This window comes from Micromonospora parathelypteridis (genome assembly GCF_014201145.1).
Taxonomy (GTDB): domain Bacteria; phylum Actinomycetota; class Actinomycetes; order Mycobacteriales; family Micromonosporaceae; genus Micromonospora; species Micromonospora parathelypteridis.
Window position 1 is genome coordinate 1,075,231 of sequence record NZ_JACHDP010000001.1, and the last position, 20,139, is coordinate 1,095,369.

16 protein-coding genes are annotated in these 20,139 nt (G+C 70.8%); 4 read left to right on the top strand and 12 right to left on the bottom strand.

Annotated elements, in window-relative coordinates:
• Window positions 1–80: 80 nt before the first annotated feature.
• Complete coding sequence (locus HNR20_RS04380; RefSeq protein ID WP_221309698.1) at window positions 81–1,832, top strand: ABC transporter ATP-binding protein; 1,752 nt, start codon at window positions 81–83, stop codon at window positions 1,830–1,832.
• Window positions 1,829–3,574 (top strand): ABC transporter ATP-binding protein, encoded by a 1,746-nt coding sequence (locus HNR20_RS04385; protein WP_184176678.1) that lies wholly within the window; start codon window positions 1,829–1,831, stop codon window positions 3,572–3,574. Before HNR20_RS04380 ends, HNR20_RS04385 begins: the two co-directional genes overlap by 4 nt.
• A gap of 10 nt (window positions 3,575–3,584) precedes the next feature.
• On the opposite strand, the gene HNR20_RS04390 is transcribed toward HNR20_RS04385, so the two are convergent.
• From HNR20_RS04390 to HNR20_RS04410, 5 genes are read right to left on the bottom strand one after another with little or no spacing between them, the layout of a single operon-like run.
• The gene (locus HNR20_RS04390) at window positions 3,585–4,511 is read right to left on the bottom strand and encodes a carbohydrate ABC transporter permease (RefSeq protein WP_184176680.1); all 927 of its coding nucleotides are present in this window, start codon (window positions 4,509–4,511) and stop codon (window positions 3,585–3,587) included.
• Window positions 4,511–5,419, bottom strand: coding sequence for a carbohydrate ABC transporter permease (locus tag HNR20_RS04395; RefSeq protein ID WP_184176681.1), 909 nt, complete (start codon window positions 5,417–5,419; stop codon window positions 4,511–4,513). The genes HNR20_RS04390 and HNR20_RS04395 overlap by 1 nt, the downstream gene beginning before the upstream one ends.
• Window positions 5,420–5,437: 18 nt before the next feature.
• The gene (gene ngcE / locus HNR20_RS04400; RefSeq protein ID WP_184176683.1) at window positions 5,438–6,874 is read right to left on the bottom strand and encodes an N-acetylglucosamine/diacetylchitobiose ABC transporter substrate-binding protein; all 1,437 of its coding nucleotides are present in this window, start codon (window positions 6,872–6,874) and stop codon (window positions 5,438–5,440) included.
• 26 nt (window positions 6,875–6,900) lie between these two features.
• Window positions 6,901–7,650, bottom strand: coding sequence for a sugar isomerase domain-containing protein (locus tag HNR20_RS04405; protein WP_184176685.1), 750 nt, complete (start codon window positions 7,648–7,650; stop codon window positions 6,901–6,903).
• Window positions 7,647–8,609, bottom strand: a complete 963-nt coding sequence (locus HNR20_RS04410) for a MurR/RpiR family transcriptional regulator (RefSeq protein ID WP_184176686.1) — start codon at window positions 8,607–8,609, stop codon at window positions 7,647–7,649. Before HNR20_RS04410 ends, HNR20_RS04405 begins: the two co-directional genes overlap by 4 nt.
• Window positions 8,610–8,815: 206 nt before the next feature.
• On the opposite strand from HNR20_RS04410, the gene HNR20_RS04415 reads away from it, so the two are divergent.
• A complete protein-coding gene (locus HNR20_RS04415; RefSeq protein ID WP_184176688.1) occupies window positions 8,816–9,805 on the top strand; it encodes an N-acetylglucosamine kinase in 990 nt (329 codons plus the stop codon).
• Window positions 9,806–10,073: 268 nt separating this feature from the next.
• On the opposite strand, the gene HNR20_RS04420 is transcribed toward HNR20_RS04415, so the two are convergent.
• From HNR20_RS04420 to murD, 4 genes are all read right to left on the bottom strand, one after another.
• Window positions 10,074–10,292: a hypothetical protein gene (locus tag HNR20_RS04420; RefSeq protein WP_184176690.1), complete on the bottom strand. Its 219-nt coding sequence runs from the start codon at window positions 10,290–10,292 to the stop codon at window positions 10,074–10,076.
• A gap of 404 nt (window positions 10,293–10,696) precedes the next feature.
• The gene (locus tag HNR20_RS04430; protein WP_184176692.1) at window positions 10,697–11,698 is read right to left on the bottom strand and encodes a hypothetical protein; all 1,002 of its coding nucleotides are present in this window, start codon (window positions 11,696–11,698) and stop codon (window positions 10,697–10,699) included.
• Window positions 11,695–12,678 (bottom strand): hypothetical protein, encoded by a 984-nt coding sequence (locus HNR20_RS04435; protein WP_506280101.1) that lies wholly within the window; start codon window positions 12,676–12,678, stop codon window positions 11,695–11,697. The genes HNR20_RS04430 and HNR20_RS04435 overlap by 4 nt, the downstream gene beginning before the upstream one ends.
• 261 nt (window positions 12,679–12,939) lie before the next feature.
• Window positions 12,940–14,289, bottom strand: coding sequence for a UDP-N-acetylmuramoyl-L-alanine--D-glutamate ligase (gene murD, locus HNR20_RS04440; RefSeq protein ID WP_184176696.1), 1,350 nt, complete (start codon window positions 14,287–14,289; stop codon window positions 12,940–12,942).
• A 48-nt stretch (window positions 14,290–14,337) separates the two neighbouring features.
• Between murD and HNR20_RS04445 the strand changes: the two genes are divergently transcribed.
• Window positions 14,338–15,687: a MurL-like N-terminal domain-containing gene (locus HNR20_RS04445; protein WP_184176698.1), complete on the top strand. Its 1,350-nt coding sequence runs from the start codon at window positions 14,338–14,340 to the stop codon at window positions 15,685–15,687.
• A gap of 95 nt (window positions 15,688–15,782) precedes the next feature.
• Here the strand turns inward: HNR20_RS04445 and HNR20_RS04450 are convergent, their stop codons facing one another.
• The 3 genes from HNR20_RS04450 to HNR20_RS04460 all read right to left on the bottom strand — a co-directional run bounded on the left by HNR20_RS04450 (window position 15,783) and on the right by HNR20_RS04460 (window position 20,062).
• Window positions 15,783–17,666, bottom strand: a complete 1,884-nt coding sequence (locus HNR20_RS04450; protein ID WP_444543405.1) for a PucR family transcriptional regulator — start codon at window positions 17,664–17,666, stop codon at window positions 15,783–15,785.
• Between the two features lie 77 nt (window positions 17,667–17,743).
• Window positions 17,744–19,195: an argininosuccinate synthase gene (gene argG / locus HNR20_RS04455; protein ID WP_184176702.1), complete on the bottom strand. Its 1,452-nt coding sequence runs from the start codon at window positions 19,193–19,195 to the stop codon at window positions 17,744–17,746.
• Between the two features lie 45 nt (window positions 19,196–19,240).
• Window positions 19,241–20,062, bottom strand: coding sequence for a TrmH family RNA methyltransferase (locus tag HNR20_RS04460; protein ID WP_184176704.1), 822 nt, complete (start codon window positions 20,060–20,062; stop codon window positions 19,241–19,243).
• Between the last annotated feature and the right edge of the window lie 77 nt (window positions 20,063–20,139).

Here is a 20,139-nt window from a genome sequence, read left to right on the forward strand (position 1 = left end):
TCGGAGCTGACCGGTAGCTTGACCTGGTGCCTCCGCAGATCCCGCATTCCGATCCTGGCACTCCGGACACCCGCGGTCCGATGCGATACCTCTGGTGGTTGATCCGCTGCCAACCCTGGCGGGTGCTGCGCGGCAGCCTGCTCGGGACGACCTGGATGATCGGGCTGTCGGCACGGCCCTACCTGATCGCCCGTGCGGTCGACGACGGGCTGGGTGCACGTGACACCCGGGCCCTGGCGTTCTGGGTCGCGGCGATCATCGTCGCCGGAGTGGCACTGTCATACGTCGGCATCATGCGGCACCGCACGATGACCTTCATTCGGGAGGACGCCAAGGCCCGCTCCGCGGAGGTCCTGCTGCGCCACCTGTCCCGGATCGGCGCCGCGCTACCACGCCGGGTCGCCGCAGGCGAGGTGGCCACCGTCGGCGGCTCCGACATCAATTGGACGGCGGAGGTGCTGACGCTGACCGGGCCGGGCGTCGGCTCGGTGATCGCCTACGCGGTCATCGCCGTGGTGCTCTGGTCGATCTCCCCGATGCTCGCGCTCTGCGTGCTGGTGGGAGTGCCGGTGGTCGCGCTGGTCGTCGGGCCGCTGCTGCGCCGCCTCGAACGCGCGGAGTCCGTCTACCGCCAGCAGCAGGGCGTGCTCACCGCCCGATCCGGCGACATCGTGGCCGGGCTGCGAGTGCTCGCCGGGGTGGGCGGCCGGGACCTGTTCACCCGACGGTACGCGGCCAGATCCCAGGACCTGCGCGCCGAGGGCTACCGGGTCGGCGCGGTCAACAGCTGGATCGACGCGGCGACCGTCGCCATCCCCGGGTTGTTCCTGGCGGCGGTGGTCTGGCTGACGGCTCGGATGGCGGTGACCGGTGACGTCACGATCGGCGAGTTGGTCGCCATCTACGGCTACGTGGCGACCCTGGTCGTGCCGGTCTGGTTCCTGCTCGAGGGCAGTTACGAACTGATCCGGGGTCGGGTTGCCGCCCGGCGGATCGCCGACCTGCTCAACGTGAGCCCGGACGACGTCGGTGGTCCGGGTCGTCGGTGGCCGGGCCTCGTGCCCGACGCCCGCCGGCCGGGCCCCCTGGCCGCGCCGGCCGGCCCCGCCGACCTGCACGATCCGGTGACCGGCCTGACCGTGCGCGCCGGCCGGCTGACCGCGGTCGCAGCAGACGACCCGGCCGCCGGCGTGGCCCTGGCCGACCGGCTCGGGCGGTACGCGGTCAGCGCGACCACCTGGGGCGGTGTGCCGCTGGCAGGGGTCGCCCTGGACGAGGTCCGCTCCCGGATCGTCGTCGCCGACCACGACTCGTACCTCTTCGCCGGGACCCTGCGGGACATCCTGCGTCCGACCGTTGCCAACGCCGGAGGCGACGATGACGACGGGATCCACGCGACGCTGCGGGTCGCCTCGGCCGAGGACGTCGTCGACTCCCTGCCGGCCGGGCTGGACACCCCGATCGACGCCCGCGCCCGGACGCTCTCCGGCGGTCAGCGCCAACGGGTCCGTCTGGCCCGGGCACTCCGCACCGAGCCGGAGGTGCTGATCCTCGTCGACCCGACGTCGGCGGTGGACGCGCACACCGAGGCTCGGATCGCCGAGCGGCTGCATGCCGCGCGGGCCGGACGGACCACCGTGGTGATCGCCACGTCGCCACTGCTGCTCGGCCGGGCCGACCTGGTCGCGCACCTGAGCGGCGGCCGGATCACCGCCACCGGCAGCCACTTCGACCTGCTCGACTCCGACGCCGACTACCGGCACCTGGTGGCCCGGGGCAGCGAGGATCCGGACATCGAGCAGCCCACCGACACCGAGGAGGCGTACCGGTGAGCCGGCTGCCCGTGGCCGACCGCCGCACCGTACGTCGCGCGCTGCGGGATCTGATCAGCCGGCACCGCCGCGCGGTCGGGATCGTGCTCGCGCTGCACAGCGCCGCCGCGGTCGCCGGGCTGGCCCCACCGTGGCTGCTCGGCACCATCGTCGACCGGGTCACCGCGGGCGCGGGCGTGGCCACGGTGGACCGGCTGGCGCTGGCCATCGCCGGCTGCGTCCTGGTCAGCGCATTGCTTTCCCGGTACGCCCAGTACGCCGGCCACCGCTTCGGTGAACGGGCCGTCGCCGAACTGCGCGAGGAGTTCGTCTCCCGGACCCTCGGGCTGCCGGTCTCGGTCGTCGAACGCGCCGGCTCCGGGGACCTGGCCACCCGCAGTTCGGTCGACGTGGCGACGGTCGGCACCACCGTCCGGGACGTGGTGCCCACCATCGTCATCGCCATAGTGCAGTTGACGTTGCTGTTCGGGGCGGTCTTCCTCCTGCACCCGCTGCTCGGGCTGGCAGCGCTGGCCGGGCTCCCGTCGATCGTGGCGGTCACCCGCTGGTACCTGCGACGGGCCAGTCCCGCGTACCTCACCGAGGGCGCGGCGTCGGCCGAGTTGACGGAGACGCTGACCACCACCGCCGAGGGCGCCCGCACGGTGGAGGCGCTGCGGCTGACCGACGACCGGATCCGGCACGGCACCGCCCACATCACCCGGGTCTGGTCGGCCCGCCGGGCGACCCTCGCCCTACGTACGGTGTTCTTCTCGGTCGTCGAGGCCAGTTATCCGCTGCCGGTCGCCCTGGTCCTGCTCGTCGGCGGCTACCTGCTCTCCAGGGACATCGTCTCGCTCGGCGCGGTGGTCGCCGCCGCGCTCTACCTGCAACAGGCGATCGATCCGATGGACCGGTTGCTGCAGTGGACGGAGCAGGCGCAGCGGGGCTTCGCGTCGTACGCCCGGGTGCTCGGCGTCGGCATGGTCCCGCCGGAGCCGCCCGGCCGGACGGCAGCGGCACAGGGAGAGCGACTCGTCGTAAGTGGTGCGCGGTTCTCCTACTCCGGCGGTGCGGACGTGCTGCACGGCATCGACCTGGAGGTGCAGCCCGGTGAGCGACTGGCCATCGTCGGTCCGTCGGGTGCCGGCAAGTCCACCCTGGCCCGGCTGCTGGCCGGGATCGACGCGCCACGTCAGGGCGTGGTCAGCATCGGCGGTTGCCCGGTCACCGACCTCGACCCCGCCGAGCGGCGCCGCCGGATCGCCCTGGTCACCCAGGAGCACCACGTCTTCATCGGCTCGGTGCGCGACAACCTCTCCTTCGCCGCACCCGACGCCTCCGACGAGCAGATGCGCTCCGCGCTGACCAGCGTGGGCGCCGACTGGTTCGCGGGGCTGCCCGATGACCTGGACACCCAACTCGGCGACGGGGCCCGGCAGCTCGGCGCGGCCGAGGCACAGCAACTCGCGCTGGCCCGGCTGGTGCTGGCCGACCCGCACACGCTGATCCTGGACGAGGCGACCGCCGCTCTCGATCCGACCACCGCCCGTCGCACCGAACGGGCGCTGGCCGCCGTGCTCGCCGGGCGGACCGTCATCGCGATCGCGCACCGGCTCAACACCGCACACGACGCCGACCGGGTAGCCGTGCTGGCCGACGGTCGGATCACCGAGATCGGCAGCCACGACGAGCTGGTCGCGGCCGGCGGGGCGTACGCGGCTCTGTGGCACTCCTGGCACACCCACGCCGACGAGCGGTGAGGTCGAGCCCCTACTTCACGGCGCCGGAGGTGAGGCCGGCCTGAATCTGGCGTTGGAAGATCGCGTACACGATGATCATCGGAAGGATGGCGAGGGTGAGCGCGGCGAACAACCCGGACCAGTCCGCCTCGTAGCCGGCGTTCACCGAGATTTCCGCGATGCCCTGGGTGAGCACCCACTTGTTCTTGTCGGAGAGCAGCACCAACGGAAGCTGGTACTGCGCCCACTGGCCGATGATGTTGAAGATCGCGACGCTGATCAGACCCGGCTTCGCCATCGGCATCATGACCTGGAAGAACAGCCGGGTGTGCCCGCACCCGTCGATCATGCCCGCCTCGGCCACCGAGGTCGGCAGAGTCTTGAAGAACGCGGCCAGGAAGAACACCGTGAACGGCAACGAGTACGCGGTGTAGACCAGCACCACACCCTGGTAGGTGTCCAGTAAGCCCAACTGCTTCACCACGAAAAACAGCGGCACCAGCGCCAGGAAGACCGGAAAGGCCAAGCCGGAGACGAAGAGGTAGTAGACCGCCCGGTTGCCCCAGAACCGGTAGCGGGCCAGCACGTACGCCGCCATCGAGCCGAGCAGCATGGTGAGGAACGTGCTGCCCCCGACCACGATCACGCTGTTCAGGAAGTACCGGCCGACCCTCGCCTTGGTCCAGGCCCGCCCGAAGTTCTCCCAGCGCAGCTCCGCCGGGAGCGTCCACGGGCTGCTGAAGATCTCAGTGGTGTTCTTGAACGCGGCGAGGAAGGTCCAGAGGATCGGCACGATCACGATCACCGCCCACACGGCGAGCGCGACGTGTCCAAGGCCGGAGAAGAACCGTACCTCCGAGCGGGGTCCCTTGCCGCGCCGGCCGACGGGTACGGACGGGTCACCGGTCTTCGGCGGTAGTGCCGCCGGGGTCGGCGGCAGCGTCGACTGCGGATTCATCAGTACTCCACGCTTTCCCGCTTGGTGAGCCGCAGCGTCAACGCCGCGAACGTGATGGTGAGGAAGAACAGCGCCACACCCATGGCCGAGGCGTAGCCGTACTTCTGATACGTGAACGCGTTGCGGTAGATCTCCACGGCCAGCACGGTCGTCGCGCCGTCCGGTCCACCGCCATCGATCGAGAGCACCGCCACGATGGCGAAGCAGTCGAACGCCGCGATGCCAAGGTAGACCCAGGCCACCTGGAGGGTGTCCCAGAGCAGCGGCAGGGTGACCCGGAAGAACAGGGTCACCCTGCTCGCCCCGTCCATCTCTGCCGCCTCGTAGATCTCACCCGGAATGGAGGCCATCCCGGCCGAGAAGAGCACCACGTAGAAGCCGACGGCCTGCCAGACCAGCACCGCGATGATCGACCAGAGCGCCAGGTTCGGCCTGATGAGAAACAGGACCGGATCCAGCCCGAGCTTCATCAGCACGCCGTTGATCAGGCCGGACTCGTTCGGCCGGTACACCGTCTGGAACAGCACCGCGATGATGGCCACCGCCAGGACCTGGGGGAAGAAGAACACCACCCGGTAGAACTTCGACCCCCAGACCCCCTGGCGTTGACCGCCACTGCTCTTGCCGCCCACGTTGAGCAGGAAGGCGAAGAACAGAGCGATGGCGATGGTGATCAGCGGCAGGGCAAGCAGCAGTACGCCGTGGTGTTGGATCGCCTTCCAGAAGGCGCCGTCGTCGAGCAACCTCCGGAAGTTGTCGAAGCCCACGTACTGCGGGGCCGACAACCCCCGCCAGTTGGTCATCGAGATCCAGAACGCCTGCGCGTACGGCCAGATCACGAATGTCACGTACAGCGCGACCGGGGCGATCAGGAACCCGATCACAAATGGATACTTGCCGTGCCGCATGACCCTAGCTCCGATCGATCAGCGCTTGAACTTGGCGACCGAGGTGTCCTTCTTGATCGCGTCGGCGCGCTTCTGGATTCGCTCCACGAAGGCGTCCGCGTTGATCCGGCCGAACATCAGCTCGTTGGTGGCGGCCCGCGCCTCCGTGTCGAGCTCCTTGTACCAGCCGTCGAAGTACAGGTTGAACACGTCCTGGCCGGCCGCCTTCAGAGCGGCCTGAGAGCTGGCCACACCGGGCGGGAAGGCGAAGCCCTCCGAGCCCGCGGTGACCACGGTCGGGGCCTTGACCACCTCAGTGAAGCCCTTCGCGCCTGCCACGGACAACATCTGGCGCATGTACTCCAGGCCGCCCTTGGGGTTCTTGCTCTTCGCCGAGACGAAGTAGCCCTCACCCGCGGTGGCCCGCAGCGCCGTGACCGGCAGCTTGTCCGACGCGGTCAGGCTCGGCACCGGCATGAGCTGGTACTCGAAGCCGGCCGGGGTGTCCTGCTTCTGCTCGCCCTCCAGCCAGTCACCGCTGGGGTACAGGGCCACCTTGTTCTGGTTCTGCCGCAGCTGCACGTCGGTGTGCTTGAGCCCCTCGAAGCTCTTGTCGCTGAACTTCGCGCCGACCTCGGCCCACGCCGTGGCGGCCTGCTTGATGGCGTCCTGCTTCCAGGCGCCGTCCTCCAGGTTGTCGATGTTCTTGAGTACGTCCGTGCCGCCGATCTTGGCGGCCTGGGTGAGGATCACGTTCCACTGGTAGTAGGCCGCGTTCGAGCCGGCGTAGCCGTACGGGGTGATGCCCTTGGCCTTGATGGAGGTGAGCAGGGCGATGAAGTCGTCCCAGGTCTTCGCCGGAGCCCAGCCGTTGTCCTTGAACAGCTTGCCCGAGTACCAGATACCGAAGACGGTGGAGACGTAGTACAGGACGTACGGCTTGCCGTTGAACGAGCCGGCCTCGACGGTGCCGGGCACCACGGTGTCGCGGACCTTCTTGGCCGGGTCGTCGACCGACGGGGCATCCCACAGCTCGGTCAGGTCCTGCAGCTGGCCGTCGTTGACCAACGCGCCGAAGTCCATCAGCTTCTCGCCCGAGTTGTTCACGAACTCCGGCGGGTTGCCGGACGCGAACCGCGGCTGGAGCACCGTGGAGACGGCCTGGGTGGACTGGTGCTTGACCTCCGCCTTGGGGAACGCCTTCTTGTACAGCGGCTCGTGCACGTCGGTGGCGTACTTCTCGCCGTAACCGCCGTTGAAGATGATCACCTCGATCGCGGCGTCCTCCTTGACGCCCAGCGGGTTGGCCGCGCTCTTGGTGCCGCCGCCAACCTGCTCGGTCTCCTTGTCACTGCCGCTGGTGGCGCAGGCGCTGAGCAGGCCGATGGCCGGGGTGGCGAGCATGCCCACGGCGGCGGCGCGACGCAGCACCGTGCGACGGTCGAGTGCGGCCGGCTGTTCGGGGGTAATCGACATCGTCGTCTCTCCTTGTGGAATTCGGGTCAGGCAGTGCGCCGGAGTCGCCCGGCGTACTGCGACTCGAGGGCGATGTTGTGCTCGTCCCCGCCGGGGACGTTGGCAGAGAGGTAGATAGGGGGTACCTCTCCGGCCTGGTGGAACCGTCGTACGACCTCCGCGGTCAGCAGCTGCGCCAGCAGCGCCGTGGTGACCGAGGAGACCGCACAGACCGCGCCGCCGCCCTCGAGCGGCAGCAGTGCATCGCCGTACGGCGCGCCGTTGTCCAGCACGACGTCGGCGAGGTCGGCGAGCCGATACCCGGACGGGTGCCGTGGAGCGACCCGTGCGGTGTGCTCGACCGAGGTGACCGCGATCAACGGGTGACCGCGCTCGGTGACCAGCGCCGCCAGCTCGACCACCGAGCCGTTGATGCCGGATTGGGACGCCACCACGAACACGTCGCGCGGCTGTGGCGCCGCGAGCGCGTAGATCTGGTGGGCGATGGAGGGGTCGCGTTCCAGCTTCGGGTCGGCGAGCACGTCACGGGGGGCGTCACCGTGCATGACCAGGTCCCGCACCGAGAGTCGGTTGGTGGGAACCAGTCCGCCGGCCCGGGCGACCAGCTCGGCGGCGAACGCCTCGGAGTGCCCGGCGCCGAACGCCTGGAGCACGCCGCCGTCACGCAGGCTGTCGGCGATGAGATCCGCGGCCCGGGTGATCCCGTCAGCCTCCGAGTCAAGCAGTCGGTCGAGCACCGGGCGGACCGCGTCCGCGTACCCCTGAGCGCTGATCATGACAGGACTCCCTTCGCTGCCTTGTGCCCGTCGACGGCCTGCGCGGTTCGCCGGAAGGCCGCGTGCGCACGGTCGTGCGTGCGTTGGGCGACGGCGATGTAGAGCAGGTCGAGCACCACCAGTTGGGGGTGCCGGGCGGAGAGCGCGTCCGGCCGGAAGGTGGTCGCCTGGCTGGCCGTGAGCAGCACGATGTCGGCCAGTTCGGCCAACGGTGAGCGGGGGAAGCCGGTGAGCGCGAGCGTGGTGGCGCCCCGGCTGCCCGCCTCGGCGAGCATCTCGATCGTCTCCCGGGTCTGCCCGGTGTGCGAGATGCCGAGCGCCACGTCTCCGCTGCGCAGCAACGCGGCGCTGGCCAGCCCTTCGTGCACGTCGTTCCACGCCCACGCGGCCACGCCGATGCGATGCAGGCTGAACTGCATCTCCTCGCCGACCAGCGCGCTGCCGCTGGCACCGAAGATGTTCACTCTGCTGGCGCCGGCGATCGCCACGGCAGCCCGCTCCACCTCGGTGAGATCGAGCAGGGTGGCGGTGTCGTGCATGGCCCGGGTGTCGGCGGCCATGATCTGGTCGAGCACCCGGGCGAGCGGGTCGCTCGGCTGGATCTCTCGTCCAATGTCGATGGTCCAGCCGGCCGAGCGGGCCCGGCCGGTCTCGGAGGCGATGCCCAGCCGCAGGTCGGCGTACCCTTCGAAGCCCATCGCCCGGCAGAAGCGGGTGATGGTCGCCGGCGAGGTGCCGCTGCGCTCGGCCAACTCGACGATGGTGGATCGGGCGGCCGCCTCCGGGTCGCTCAGCACGTGCTCGGCGACCCGGCGCAGGGCCCCGGTCAATTCGCCGAGCCCGTTGCGGACGCGGGCCAGGACCCCGTCGGAGGTTGATCCGAGGGCGTTCCGCCGGTCGATCGCGTCGGCGTCGACCACCGCGGTCCCCGCGGCGGCGTCCACCTCGTGATCAACCATCAGTCGCCTCACCTTTCCGAAAAGACTGTTAACTGTTAGTGGTAAAAGTTCTTACTGAACGGCCCTCCGTGTCAAGACTGTGGGCGAAGTTTTCAAACTGTTACCTGGCGCACAGCCCCTTGCGCCCGCCAGAACTTGCCCCGTAAGACGTCGCCGACCAGCATGAACAGGCCCGATCGACGTACAACCCAAGGAGGCCCGTGCCGATGTCCGACACCCTCGTGGTCGGTCTCGATGTCGGCGGGACGTCCACCCGGGCGACCGTCCTGACCGTCACCGGGCAACGCCTCGGCACCGGCCGTGCCGGCGGTGGCAACCCCACCAGTCACGGCGCCGAACGCGCCGCCGCCGAACTGCTGACCGCGCTACGCGAGGCGCTCGCCGACCTCGACCCGGCCCGGGTCGTCGCCGGCACCATCGGGCTGGCCGGGGCGGGTCGACTGCTCGCCGACCCCGCCGGGAGGGCCGCCTTCGACCGCGCCTGGCACGACGCCGGCCTACGCTGCCCGTACGCGGTACACGGCGACGCTCTGGTCGCCTACGCCTCCGGCAGCGCCGCCCCGGACGGAACCATCCTCATCGCCGGCACCGGGGCGATCACCGCGCAGGTCCACGATCTGCGACTCGACCGGATCGCCGACGGTCACGGCTGGCTCCTCGGCGACACCGGCTCGGGCTTCTGGCTCGGTCGCGAAGCGGTGCGCCGGCTGCTCGCCGACCTGGACATCGGACGTACGCCCGGCGCGCTGGCCACGGCGGTGCTCACCGAGTTGGTCGGCAGCGCCGAGATCGCCGCCCGCCCTCGGGCCACCGTCGACGCCACCATCCAGGCCGTGACCCGACGCGCACCTGTCGAACTGGCCCGGCTGGCACCGCTGGTCGTGACCGCCGCCAGCCAGGGTGAACCCGTTGCCCTCGCGCTGATCGCCGAGGCCGCCACCCACCTGGCCGAAAGCGTGAGCCGAATCCGACCCGCCGAGGCGGTGACACCCGTCGTACTCGGCGGCGGACTCCTCACCGCGGACACCCCACTGGCCACCGCCGTCCGAACCGAGATCGCCCGGCACTGGCCGAACGCGCCGCTACACACCGCCGGTGACGGAGCCGCCGCCGCAGCCTGGCTCGCCGCCCGCGACCTGCCCGAGGTCACCGACCCGGCCGCCCTGCACGCCCGCCTGTTCCCAACCACCCCCTAACCCCCACACAGCCCGCCCCGCCCACGCCCACGCCCGGCCCGCGCCCGCGCTCCGTCCGCGCTCCGTCCGGCCCGCGCCCCGCACGCGCCATGATCACGCTCGATCATGGATGTAGTCCCCACCTCACGCCAGGAAGCCACTACATCCAGGATCCAGCACGATCATGACGCGCAGCCCGGCCCAGCGCGGCGGGCAGGCGCCCTGCATCGGCACCTGCGGCAACAGGAATGGATGCACAGGCTGAGGAGGTCGAAGATCGCATCACTGATCAATTCTGGACGCACCATCGGCCAGCATCAGCCGGGAGTTGAGCCGGAGGCATCGCCATCGAGGTCGACCTGGTCCCGAGGAGTGCGGTCACGAAGAACACGGTGAACGGCGGCGAAGAGGCCACGCACAACAGGATCAGCCCGGTCCAGATGCCGAGCAGGCCGGCGTTGCGGATCACGAAGAGGAGCAGCACCACGGCGAGGAGAACCGGAGACATCAGGCCGCCGACGAGCAGGTATCAGACAACCTGGCGAGGCTGACCGAGCCGGCAACCACTCCAGGCGCTGAGGAGTACCGCCGAATCTGCAGACCCACCCAGGCCCGACGCAGACCCGACAGGCCCGACAGGCCCGACAGGCCCACGCCCCGAGCAGCAGGCACCCGCGCCGGACCTCCTCCGCACGGCCTCAGCCCGATGGTCGATATCGGACAGGGGTATCGCGCGGCGATGCAGTCGGGCCCCGCCCACCGCGGACCGCAGGCCGTCGGTGAGGATCGCGTCGACGCGGGCCGCGTTCGGCTGGAGGTCGTGCTCGATCAGGTAGTCGAGACCGCGTTGCCGGCCACCGCGCAGATCGGGTTGCCGCCGAAGATGGAGAAGCTGATCGCCGCTGCCGACCGTCAGCCGAGCGCCTCGTACAAGGCCTGCATGGAGCGGATGGTGGACCGGACCTCCTGGAGGATGGCGAAGGTCGGTGCCGGTGGGACCCAGGGATTGACGCTGCTGTCGAAGCCCACCGTCTCCACGTCGCAGCCGAACCGTAGGCCCAGGAGTCGAACCGCTTCACAGTGCTGGAACGGTACGAAGATGTCGGTGGTGACCAACAGCAGTCGCACGCCGACCGGTGCCGGCCGCAGGAGTTCCGCCCAGCCGATCAGCGTGTCCGCCGTGTTGGCCCGCTTACCCGGCCGGCTCGACGGCGCGGCCAGCACGTGCACCGGGGGCTCCACGTCCCCATGGGACCGCACCCACCAGGCATGACCGGTCTCGGTCGTACCGGAGCGCTGCTCGGTGGCCGGCGCCGCGCTGAAGACGTGCCGCAGTGTCTCGTCGACCGCGTCGCCCTCGGTCGCCACATCGCCCAGCCCGAACTGCGCGGCGAACACGTTCTGCTCGGGAATCGGCCGCAGGCTGCCCAACCCGTCGACGGAGGTGGCCTGCACACCCTGGCGAAGGATCGTGGCGGCCAGGTGGGCACGCGCCATCATGGTGCGGACGCCGCCGCCGAGCACCAGGACGTGATCGAACCGCCGGTTTCGCGGCACCACCCGAGCGGCCAGCCCCAACGACCTCGCGGCCGACCGGATGCGCACGTCGGTCGGGGCCGTGAAGGTCTCCCCCACAGCCTCGTAGCGCTCCACCTGCCCCTTCCGGTAGTCCCAGCGGGTGGCGGAGAACTCCTCCAGCGCCCGCAGCCGCTCGGCGAGCGAGCCCGCCAACCGCTGCTCAGCCCCGAACTCGGCCAGCAGGGCGGTCATGGCCGGCGAGTCGACCCAGGAGGTGATCCGCTCGACGAGCCTGGCCCGGTCGGGCGTGGCCAACCCTGCACCGGCCGCGATCCGCTCGCCTCTCGCCGGGCGGGTGGTGGGCAGTGGCACCGAGGAGAAGACCGCCGCCGTCACGCGGCCAGGCTCCCGGCCAGCGCCTGGTGCAGGCGTTGCATCGACAGGATCCCGGACCGGATCTCCTGCAGATATCGGTCGGGGTTGGTGGCGCCGGGCGCGAGTGGCACCGTGGTCCGCGCCGGATCGAAGCCGATGGTGTCGATCCCGCACCCGTACCGGGCCGCCAGCATGCGGATCGCGTCGCTGTGTTGGAACGGCACGTAGATCGGGGAGGTGACGACCAGGATCCGGTCGGTCGGCCGGAGACTGGACCGCTGCGCCCAGAAATCGTACGTGTCGGGGGTGTTGGCGCGACGCTGCGTCGGCTCGCTGGAGGGCGCGGCGAGCACGTGCACCGCGGGGCAGCCGTCGGCCTGGTACGTGCGGACCTGCCAGGCCCGGTGTGTCACGTGCCCGTCGGACGACTCGCACCGCACCAACTGAGTGAGGCCGAACGCGCCGCGCACGCCGACGTCCATCGCGTCCATCTCGAACCGGCTGCCGGCCAGGCCGGGCAGCGTCGTCTCCGCCTCGGTCAACGGCCGGAAACTGCCGAGTGCCGCCACGTCACCGACCGCGACGACACCCTCGCGGACGAGTCGGGCGGCGTACTCGGTGCGTTGCAGACACGCCCGCCCGAGGCCACCCAGGACCAGCAGATGGTCGTACGTGGCACGGGGCGGATCGGTCGGCTCGACGAGACGAAGGGCGGTGGCCACGGCGAGCACGAGCGCGGTCCTGGCCGGGTCGAATGTCGGCGCCGCCACCTGGTCACGTTCCACATTGCCCTGCTTGCGGAAATTCCAGTGCCGGTCGGAGAACGCGTCGAGCCAGGCCAGCAGCTCGCTGACATCGCCCGACGGCAGGGTGCCGCCGTATTCCTCTACCAACGCGCGCATCGGCGGCGATGAGATCCAGCCGAGGATTTCCTCGGCCGCGGCCTGCGGACGGAATTTCGGCTCGCAAGTCGGAAGGGCGACAGCAGCGAAGCTGACCATGCTCCTCCTTCACCGAACTCGTGGCGTGCGGGCCCGGCTGTCGACGCGCCTGCCAGGTGGTCGCCCCGTTTCCCGCACGAGCCATGCGGGGCCGTGCACACACCCGGTGTCGAGATCGGGCAGTTGGGTGACCCCGTCCAGCACGATCGCGTAGTCGGCCGCCACGACGACGTGGTCCTCGTTCGGCCGGTCCGACCCGGGCGCGGTGGCGAAAGCGAAGTCCAAGACCGTCCTCACCGGGGGTTGCGCGGCCGGCTCCGATCAGCCGGCCAGGGTCTCCGCGATGGCCTCGCGGAACACCTCGGAGCGGTGCTCGTAGTTGCGGAACCGACCATAGCTGGGCGCCGCCGGCGACAACAGCACGACGCCACCGGCCGGGGTGATCTTCCGAGCCTGCCGCACGGCGGCCGTCAGATCGTCCACGATCTCGCAACGCACCCCGGGCAGCCCGTCCAGCGTCTGGACGATCCGGGGACCGCTGTCCGGGATGCCGATCACGGTGAGCTCCCGCTCCGCCAGGTGGTCGCGCAGCGGGGTGTAGTCCACGCCCCGGTCGTTACCTCCGACGATCACGGTCAACGGCTTCCCCTCGTACGCGTCGATAGCGTGCATCGCCGCGTACGGGCTGGTGGCGAGGGTGTCGTCGACGAACGTGAGGCCGGACGGGTCGAGAATCTCGGTGAGCCGGTGCGCCAGGCCCTGGAACTCGGCGACCGCCACGGCCAGGGTGTCCTTACGGGCGACGACGTCGACACCGAGCGCGTCGAGCACGGCCAGCGCCACGCACAGGTTGCCCTCGTTGTGCCGGCCGACCAGGGGCAGCACCGCGCGCGGGAAGAGAGCGTGGTCCCGCAGGTAGAACCAGGGCGTCCCGTCCGGTCCGACATCGACGTGGGTGGTGTCGGGCAGACCGGCCCGCACCACCGGCCGGTCACCCAACTCCGCGATGAGCCGCGGGTCCGTGCCGTTGACGATCACGGTCTCCGGATCGTGTGCGATCAGATTGAGCTTGTCCCGGTAGTACTCCTGCTCACCGCCGTGCGCGTCCAGGTGTTCGGGGAAGAGCGCGGTGACCACGGCGAGACGTGGCGAGTCGGTGAGATCGCTGCACTGGTAACTCGACAGTTCCAGGACGTAGAGCTCCGCCTCGGGCAGCTCCAGCGTCGGCACACCGATGTTGCCGCCGAACAGGTTCGGTCGCTCGACCGCGTTCAGCAGGTGGCTGGTCAGACTCGACGTGGTGCTCTTGCCCTTGCTGCCGGTGACCCCGACGGTGCGGGCCGCGTGGTCGGCCATCCAGAGCGCGGTGCCCTGCGTGACGGGAATACCGCGTTTGCGCAGTTCGACAATCCAGGGGTGCGTCTGCGGCACCCCCGGGGAGCGGATCACCACGTCCGCCGCGACCAGCCGAGCGAGCCCGTCGTCGCCGGTCACCAGCGGCGCGGCCTGGGCGATCGGCCCTTCCCACGGCAGCGACAGGAAGTTCGTCCGGTCGTCCACGGCGACCAGGCTGGCCGGGCCGTGCGCGGCGACGGCGGTGACGGCGGCCACGCCCTCACGGCCCGTACCCCAGACAGCCACAGAGCGTCCGCGCAGGTCAGCCAGGCGCACCTATGATCTCCTTGCTCGCAAGCGGACGGGCTCGGACTAGTATGACCTGTGCCTAACGGACAACTTCGGCGGATGGACGCCTTCACCTTCCCGTCCTACTCGATCGACTTCGCCACCGGCGAGGTGTTGTTCGACTACGCCCTCACCGGCCCGGCCGGCGAGCAACGGTTCACCGAGGCGATCACTCTTCCGCTGCCGGCGGAGCCGCCCTCGGACGAGACGGTGGCGACCCTGGGCCGGGTGTTGGAGGTGCTGCACCTCGTCGCCGGGGTCAGCTACTACAAGGCCGCCGCACCGCCCCGACTCGTGCTGCCGGCGCCGCTGGGGGCGGCCACCGTCGACTACGTCACGGCCGTCTACACCAAGGGCCTCGCCGAGTACGCGTACCGCAACCAGCTGCCGCACGTGCTGGAGCTGCGCCCGGAGGTGCCGGTGGGTTCGCCGGAGCCGCCACGCGTGTACGACGACTCCGACCGTCGTCCGCTCTCCGCGGTCGGTGGGGGCAAGGACTCGATCGTCAGCCTGGAGGCGCTGCGCCGCGCCGAGCTGGACCCGGTGCCGTTCTCGGTCAACCCGAACCACGTGATCGTCTCGGTCAACGAGGCGTCCGGGCTGACCCCGCTGGCCGCCCGCCGGCGGATCGACCCGGTGCTGTTCGACCTGAACGCGGCCGGCGCGCTCAACGGGCACATCCCGGTCACCGCCATCAACTCGCTGATCGCGGTGGCCACCGCGGTGCTGCACGGGCTGGGTCCGGTGGTGATGTCCAACGAACGCTCGGCCTCCGACCCCAACCTGGTCTGGAACGGCCACGAGATCAACCACCAGTGGTCCAAGGGCGTCGAGGCGGAAGGGCTGCTGCGGGCGTCGCTGGCCGAGCACGCGGGCCTGACCGAACCGTACTTCTCGCTTCTGCGCTCGCTGTCCGAGCTGCACATCGCCCGGCTGTTCGCCGAGTTCACCCGGTACGACGACGTGGTGACCAGCTGCAACGCCGCGTTCAAGCTGCACGACGCGAGCGAGCGCTGGTGCCGCGACTGCCCGAAGTGCCGGTTCGTCTTCCTGGCCATGGCGCCGTTCATGCCACGGGAGCGGGTCACCCACATCTTCGGCGGCGATCTGCTGGCCGACCCGGAGCAGATCCCCGGCTATCGCGAGCTGCTGGGTGTGGACGGGCACAAGCCGTTCGAGTGCGTGGGCGAGGTCGAGGAGTCGGTGGTGGCCCTTGGCCTGCTCGCCGAGCAGGACCAGTGGCGGGACGCCCCGGTGATCCAGGCCCTGGTCGAAGCCGTCCCGGAAACCGCCTGGTCCGCCGTGGCCACGTCCGACGTCTTCACCCCCGGTGGCCCCAACCACATCCCCCCCACCTACGCCAAGGCCCTAACCCCCCTCACCTAACCCCCCGCCCCACCCCTGTTGATCATGAAGTTATTGCCATCCCGGCCGGCGTGTCGGGGCAACAACTTCATGATCAACGAGGCAGAGGGGGACCGTTAGGGGGTGCGGACTGCTTCCAGGGCCAGCAGGGCCACGTGTAGGGACAGGGATGCCTCTACCGAGTCGAGGTCGACGTCGAGGATGCGGGCGATGCGGGCCAGGCGTTCGTAGAACGCGGGCCGGGACAGGTGGGCGGCGGCAGCGCCAGCGGTCTTGTTGCGCCCCTGCTCCAGGTACGCACGCAGGGTGTCGAGCAACTGGTCCCGGGGATGCCGGGCGTCGTAATCCAGCAGGGCGCCGAGCTCGCGCTCCACGAACGTCTGCAACCGGGGCTCGTCGCGTAGCAGGTGCAGCAGCCCGGCCAGGCCGACGTGCGGCAGCCGGAAGATCGGCAGGTCCCGTCGGTCCCGTCGGGCCGCCTCGGCGATCTGCCGCGCCTCGACCAGCGACCGCCGCGCCTCCCGCAGGTTGCTGACGCCCGAGCCGGCGGCCACGATGACCCCACCCGGAGCACCGCCGCCGCCCCGGGACGGATCAGCACCGCCCACCGCCCGACCGGCGTCCGCGCCGAACGCAGACCGGGTCGCCTCCGCGCCGAACGGCGCCCGGGCCGCCTCCGCGCCGAACGGCGCCCGAGACACCTCCGCACCGAACGGCGCCCGGGACGCCTCCGCACCGGGAGCCGCCCGGGGCGTCTCGGCACCCGGCGTTGCGCGGCCCGTGCCGGCGTCGAGGCGTACCCGACGTAGTGCGCTGGCGAACGCGGACAGCGCGCGGTCCTCGGCGGCCGGGTCGGTCAGGGCCAGCAGGGCGCCCACCGAGTGATCATCGACCGCGCTGGTCAGCGCGGTCAGCTTCGCCTCCCGCAGCGCCTGGCCGACCGCCTCGGACAGGTCCCGCAGCCGGGCCTGTCCCGCCTCCGGGCCGCTCTCCCCGATCGGGTCCTCAGCCCGGTGGCGGACCATCACGCCGACCAGGTGCCGGCGGTCGAGCACCACGCCGAGCGCCTTGGCCCGCAGCGCGACCTCGTCCACCGGCCGGGAATGGTCGAGGAGCGCGGTGAGCAGGGTGCGATGGATCTGCCGTTCCAGCCCTTCGGCGTCGCGACGGATCAGTCGGTCCAGCGCGAGGGCGGACGCGGCCCGCTCGATCAGGATGGTGAGTCGGGTGGGCGGTCCCGCGTTCGGCTCGCTGGCCCGGTGGGTGGCCACCTCGCCGCTGGCGGGCCAGCGCAGCAGCAGCCGCCCCCAGTCCTGCCCCCGGGCGCCGACGACCGTCACCAGCCAGCCGCTGTCCAGGTCGTACGCGCTCCGCCCGGCCGGTCGGATCCGCCGGGAATGCTGCTCCCAACCGTCGAGCAGCATCTCGGCGCTCTCCCCGGCCGGGTCGTACCCCAGCACCTGCCGGGACAGGTTCTCCAGCACCACCGGGCAACCGGACAGCTCGGCGGTCTGCCGGATCACCTCGGCGGCGTCGGCGCCCTCGACGGACAGGTCGTTGAAGCGCTGGTGGATCTCCTCGGTGGCACGCAGCTCGGTGAGCTGCGCGTCGATGATCAGCGCGTGCACCGCCTCGGTGATCGGTACGAACGGGGTGGCCCGGCGCAGCTCCACCAGGGGCAGCCCGCGCCGCTCGGCGGCGGCGACCATCACCCGGGGCACGCCGCTGACGTAGCGGCGGCCCAGCTCGACGACGAGCCCGGAGACGCCGACGTCGGCCAGGTCCCCGATGAACGCGCGCAGCCCCGCGTCGTCCCCGGGCAAGCCGATGCCGGTGGTGAGCACCAGTTCGCCACCGCCGAGCAGGGTGGCGATGTCCGGCACCTCGGCGGCGTGCACCCAGCGGACCGGCCGGTCCAGCCCGGCGTCCCCGGCGACCACGCGCGGTGCGCCGTGGCGGACCGGGCCCAGGGCGAGGACCTCACGCACGGTAGGGAACACGGCCGACACGCTACCCTCCGTGACGCCGGATCTCGACATTCGTCGGGTGAGCGTTACCAGGGTCGCCGAGGTGCCGCTCAGTCGGTGCCGAACTCCATCGCGGCCCGGTCGAGTGCCTCGTCGTCGGCGGAGGAGACGCCCCGGGAGGCGATGGCTTCCGCGCCGCCCTGCGGCATCGCGCCGATCAGACCGGTGGAGGCCGCCTGCGCGGCGCCGACCATCCGCTGAGGGGTCGCCCCGCCGACCACGCCGAGGTTGGCGTACTGCTCCAGCTTCGCCCGCGAGTCGGCGATGTCGAGGTTGCGCATGGTGAGCTGGCCGATCCGGTCCGACGGGCCGAACGCCGAGTCCTCGGTACGCTCCATCGACAGCTTGTCGGGGTGGTAGCTGAACGCCGGGCCGGTGGTGTCCAGGATCGAGTAGTCCTCTCCCCGGCGCAGCCGCAGCGTCACCTCGCCGGTGACCGCCGTGCCGACCCACCGCTGCAACGACTCGCGCAGCATCAGCGCCTGCGGGTCCAGCCAGCGCCCCTCGTACATCAGCCGGCCCAGGCGGCGACCCTCGTTGTGGTAGTTCGCCAGGGTGTCCTCGTTGTGGATGGCGTTGACCAGCCGTTCGTACGCGGCGTGCAGCAGCGCCATCCCGGGCGCCTCGTAGACGCCCCGGCTCTTGGCCTCGATGATCCGGTTCTCGATCTGGTCCGACATGCCCAGGCCGTGCCGGCCGCCGATCGCGTTGGCCTCCAGCACCAGGTCGACGGGGCTGCCGAACTCCTTGCCGTTGATCGTCACCGGACGACCCTGGTCGAAACCGATCGTGACGTCCTCGGCGGGGATCTCCACGGACGGGTCCCAGAACCGGACTCCCATGATCGGGTTGACCGTCTCGATGCCGGTGTCGAGGTGTTCGAGGGTCTTCGCCTCGTGCGTGGCACCCCAGATGTTGGCGTCGGTGGAGTAAGCCTTCTCGGTGCTGTCCCGGTACGGCAGACCGCGTTCGAGCAGCCACTCCGACATCTCCTTGCGCCCACCCAGTTCGGTGACGAAGTCGGTGTCGAGCCATGGCTTGTAGATGCGCAGCTGCGGGTTGGCCAGCAGGCCGTAGCGGTAGAACCGCTCGATGTCGTTGCCCTTGAAGGTGGAGCCGTCGCCCCAGATCTGGACGTCATCGGAGATCATCGCCCGCACCAGCAGGGTCCCGGTGACGGCCCGGCCCAACGGGGTGGTGTTGAAGTACGCCCGCCCGCCCGAGCGGATGTGGAAGGCCCCGCAGGTCAACGCCGCCAGGCCCTCCTCGACCAGGGCGGCGCGGCAGTCGACCAGTCGGGCGACCTCGGCGCCGTAGCTGAGCGCGCGACCGGGCACCGAGGCGATGTCGAGCTCGTCGTACTGGCCGATGTCGGCGGTGTAGGCGCAGGGAACGGCGCCCTTGTCGCGCATCCACGCGACCGCGACCGAGGTGTCGAGGCCGCCGGAGAAGGCGATGCCGACACGTTCGCCGGTGGGCAGAGAGGTGAGAACCTTGGACACAAGGAAGATTATGCAACAGGGCGCATGGCCATGCAAGCCGGGGGTCTACTCGCTGCCGAACGGCGGATCGTCGCGGCCCAGCTCCCAGAACGCCACCGCCGCGGCGGCGGCCACGTTCAGCGAGTCCACCCCGCGCCGCATCGGAAGCCGCACCCGCACGTCACTGGCGCTCTGCGCCGCCCCGGTCAACCCGGGCCCCTCGGCACCGAACAGCAACGCCGCGCGGGCCCGCTGGGCTGGGGAGAGCCGCTGGATCGGGAGGGCGTCCGCCGCCGGGGTCAACGCCAGCACCGTGAAGCCGGCCTCCCGCACCTGCTCCAGCCCGTCCGGCCAGCGGCTGAACTTGGCGTACGGCACCGCGAAGACCTCGCCCATGCTGACCCGCACGCTCCGCCGGTAGAGCGGGTCGGCGCAGGTCGGCGACAGCAGCACGCCGTCGATGCCGAGTGCGGCGGCACCTCGGAACACCGCGCCGAGATTGGTGTGGTTGTTGACGTCCTCCAGGATCACCACCCGGCGTGCGGCGGCGAGCACCTCGGCCGCCGTCGGCAGCGACCGGCGGTGAAACGACGCCAGCACCCCCCGGTGTACGTGGAAGCCGGTGGCCCGCTGCAGCACGTCCTGCGTCGCCGCGTAGACCGGCGCGTCGCCGGTGTCCAGATCGGCGAGCTGGTCGATCCGCTTGGCGTCGACGAGGTACGACCGGGCCGGGTAGCCGGCGCGCAGCGCCCGGCGCAGCACCAGCTCACCCTCGGCGATGAACAGGCCGTGCGGTGGCTCCCAGCGGGTGCGCAGCTCGACGTCGGTGAGCGCTCGGTAGTCGGCGATCCGGTCGTCGTCAGGGTCGGTGATCTGGTGGACGGGCACCCGACGATTCTGCCGGACGACGAACCTTGCCCACCGATGCCCGCCCGACGGGGCGTTTTGTCCGAAGAAGAAGGGGA

What these genes read in the sequence shown, in the direction of transcription:
- HNR20_RS04390 (WP_184176680.1), bottom strand. Translation starts at nt 4,511, where the DNA reads ATGAATCCGCAGTCGACGCTGCCGCCGACCCCGGCGGCACTACCGCCG.
- HNR20_RS04405 (WP_184176685.1), bottom strand. Translation starts at nt 7,650, where the DNA reads ATGATCAGCGCTCAGGGGTACGCGGACGCGGTCCGCCCGGTGCTCGAC.
- HNR20_RS04395 (WP_184176681.1), bottom strand. Translation starts at nt 5,419, where the DNA reads ATGCGGCACGGCAAGTATCCATTTGTGATCGGGTTCCTGATCGCCCCG.
- HNR20_RS04415 (WP_184176688.1), top strand. Translation starts at nt 8,816, where the DNA reads ATGTCCGACACCCTCGTGGTCGGTCTCGATGTCGGCGGGACGTCCACC.
- HNR20_RS04410 (WP_184176686.1), bottom strand. Translation starts at nt 8,609, where the DNA reads ATGGTTGATCACGAGGTGGACGCCGCCGCGGGGACCGCGGTGGTCGAC.
- HNR20_RS04435 (WP_506280101.1), bottom strand. Translation starts at nt 12,678, where the DNA reads ATGGTCAGCTTCGCTGCTGTCGCCCTTCCGACTTGCGAGCCGAAATTC.
- ngcE (WP_184176683.1), bottom strand. Translation starts at nt 6,874, where the DNA reads ATGTCGATTACCCCCGAACAGCCGGCCGCACTCGACCGTCGCACGGTG.
- HNR20_RS04380 (WP_221309698.1), top strand. Translation starts at nt 81, where the DNA reads ATGCGATACCTCTGGTGGTTGATCCGCTGCCAACCCTGGCGGGTGCTG.
- HNR20_RS04420 (WP_184176690.1), bottom strand. Translation starts at nt 10,292, where the DNA reads ATGTCTCCGGTTCTCCTCGCCGTGGTGCTGCTCCTCTTCGTGATCCGC.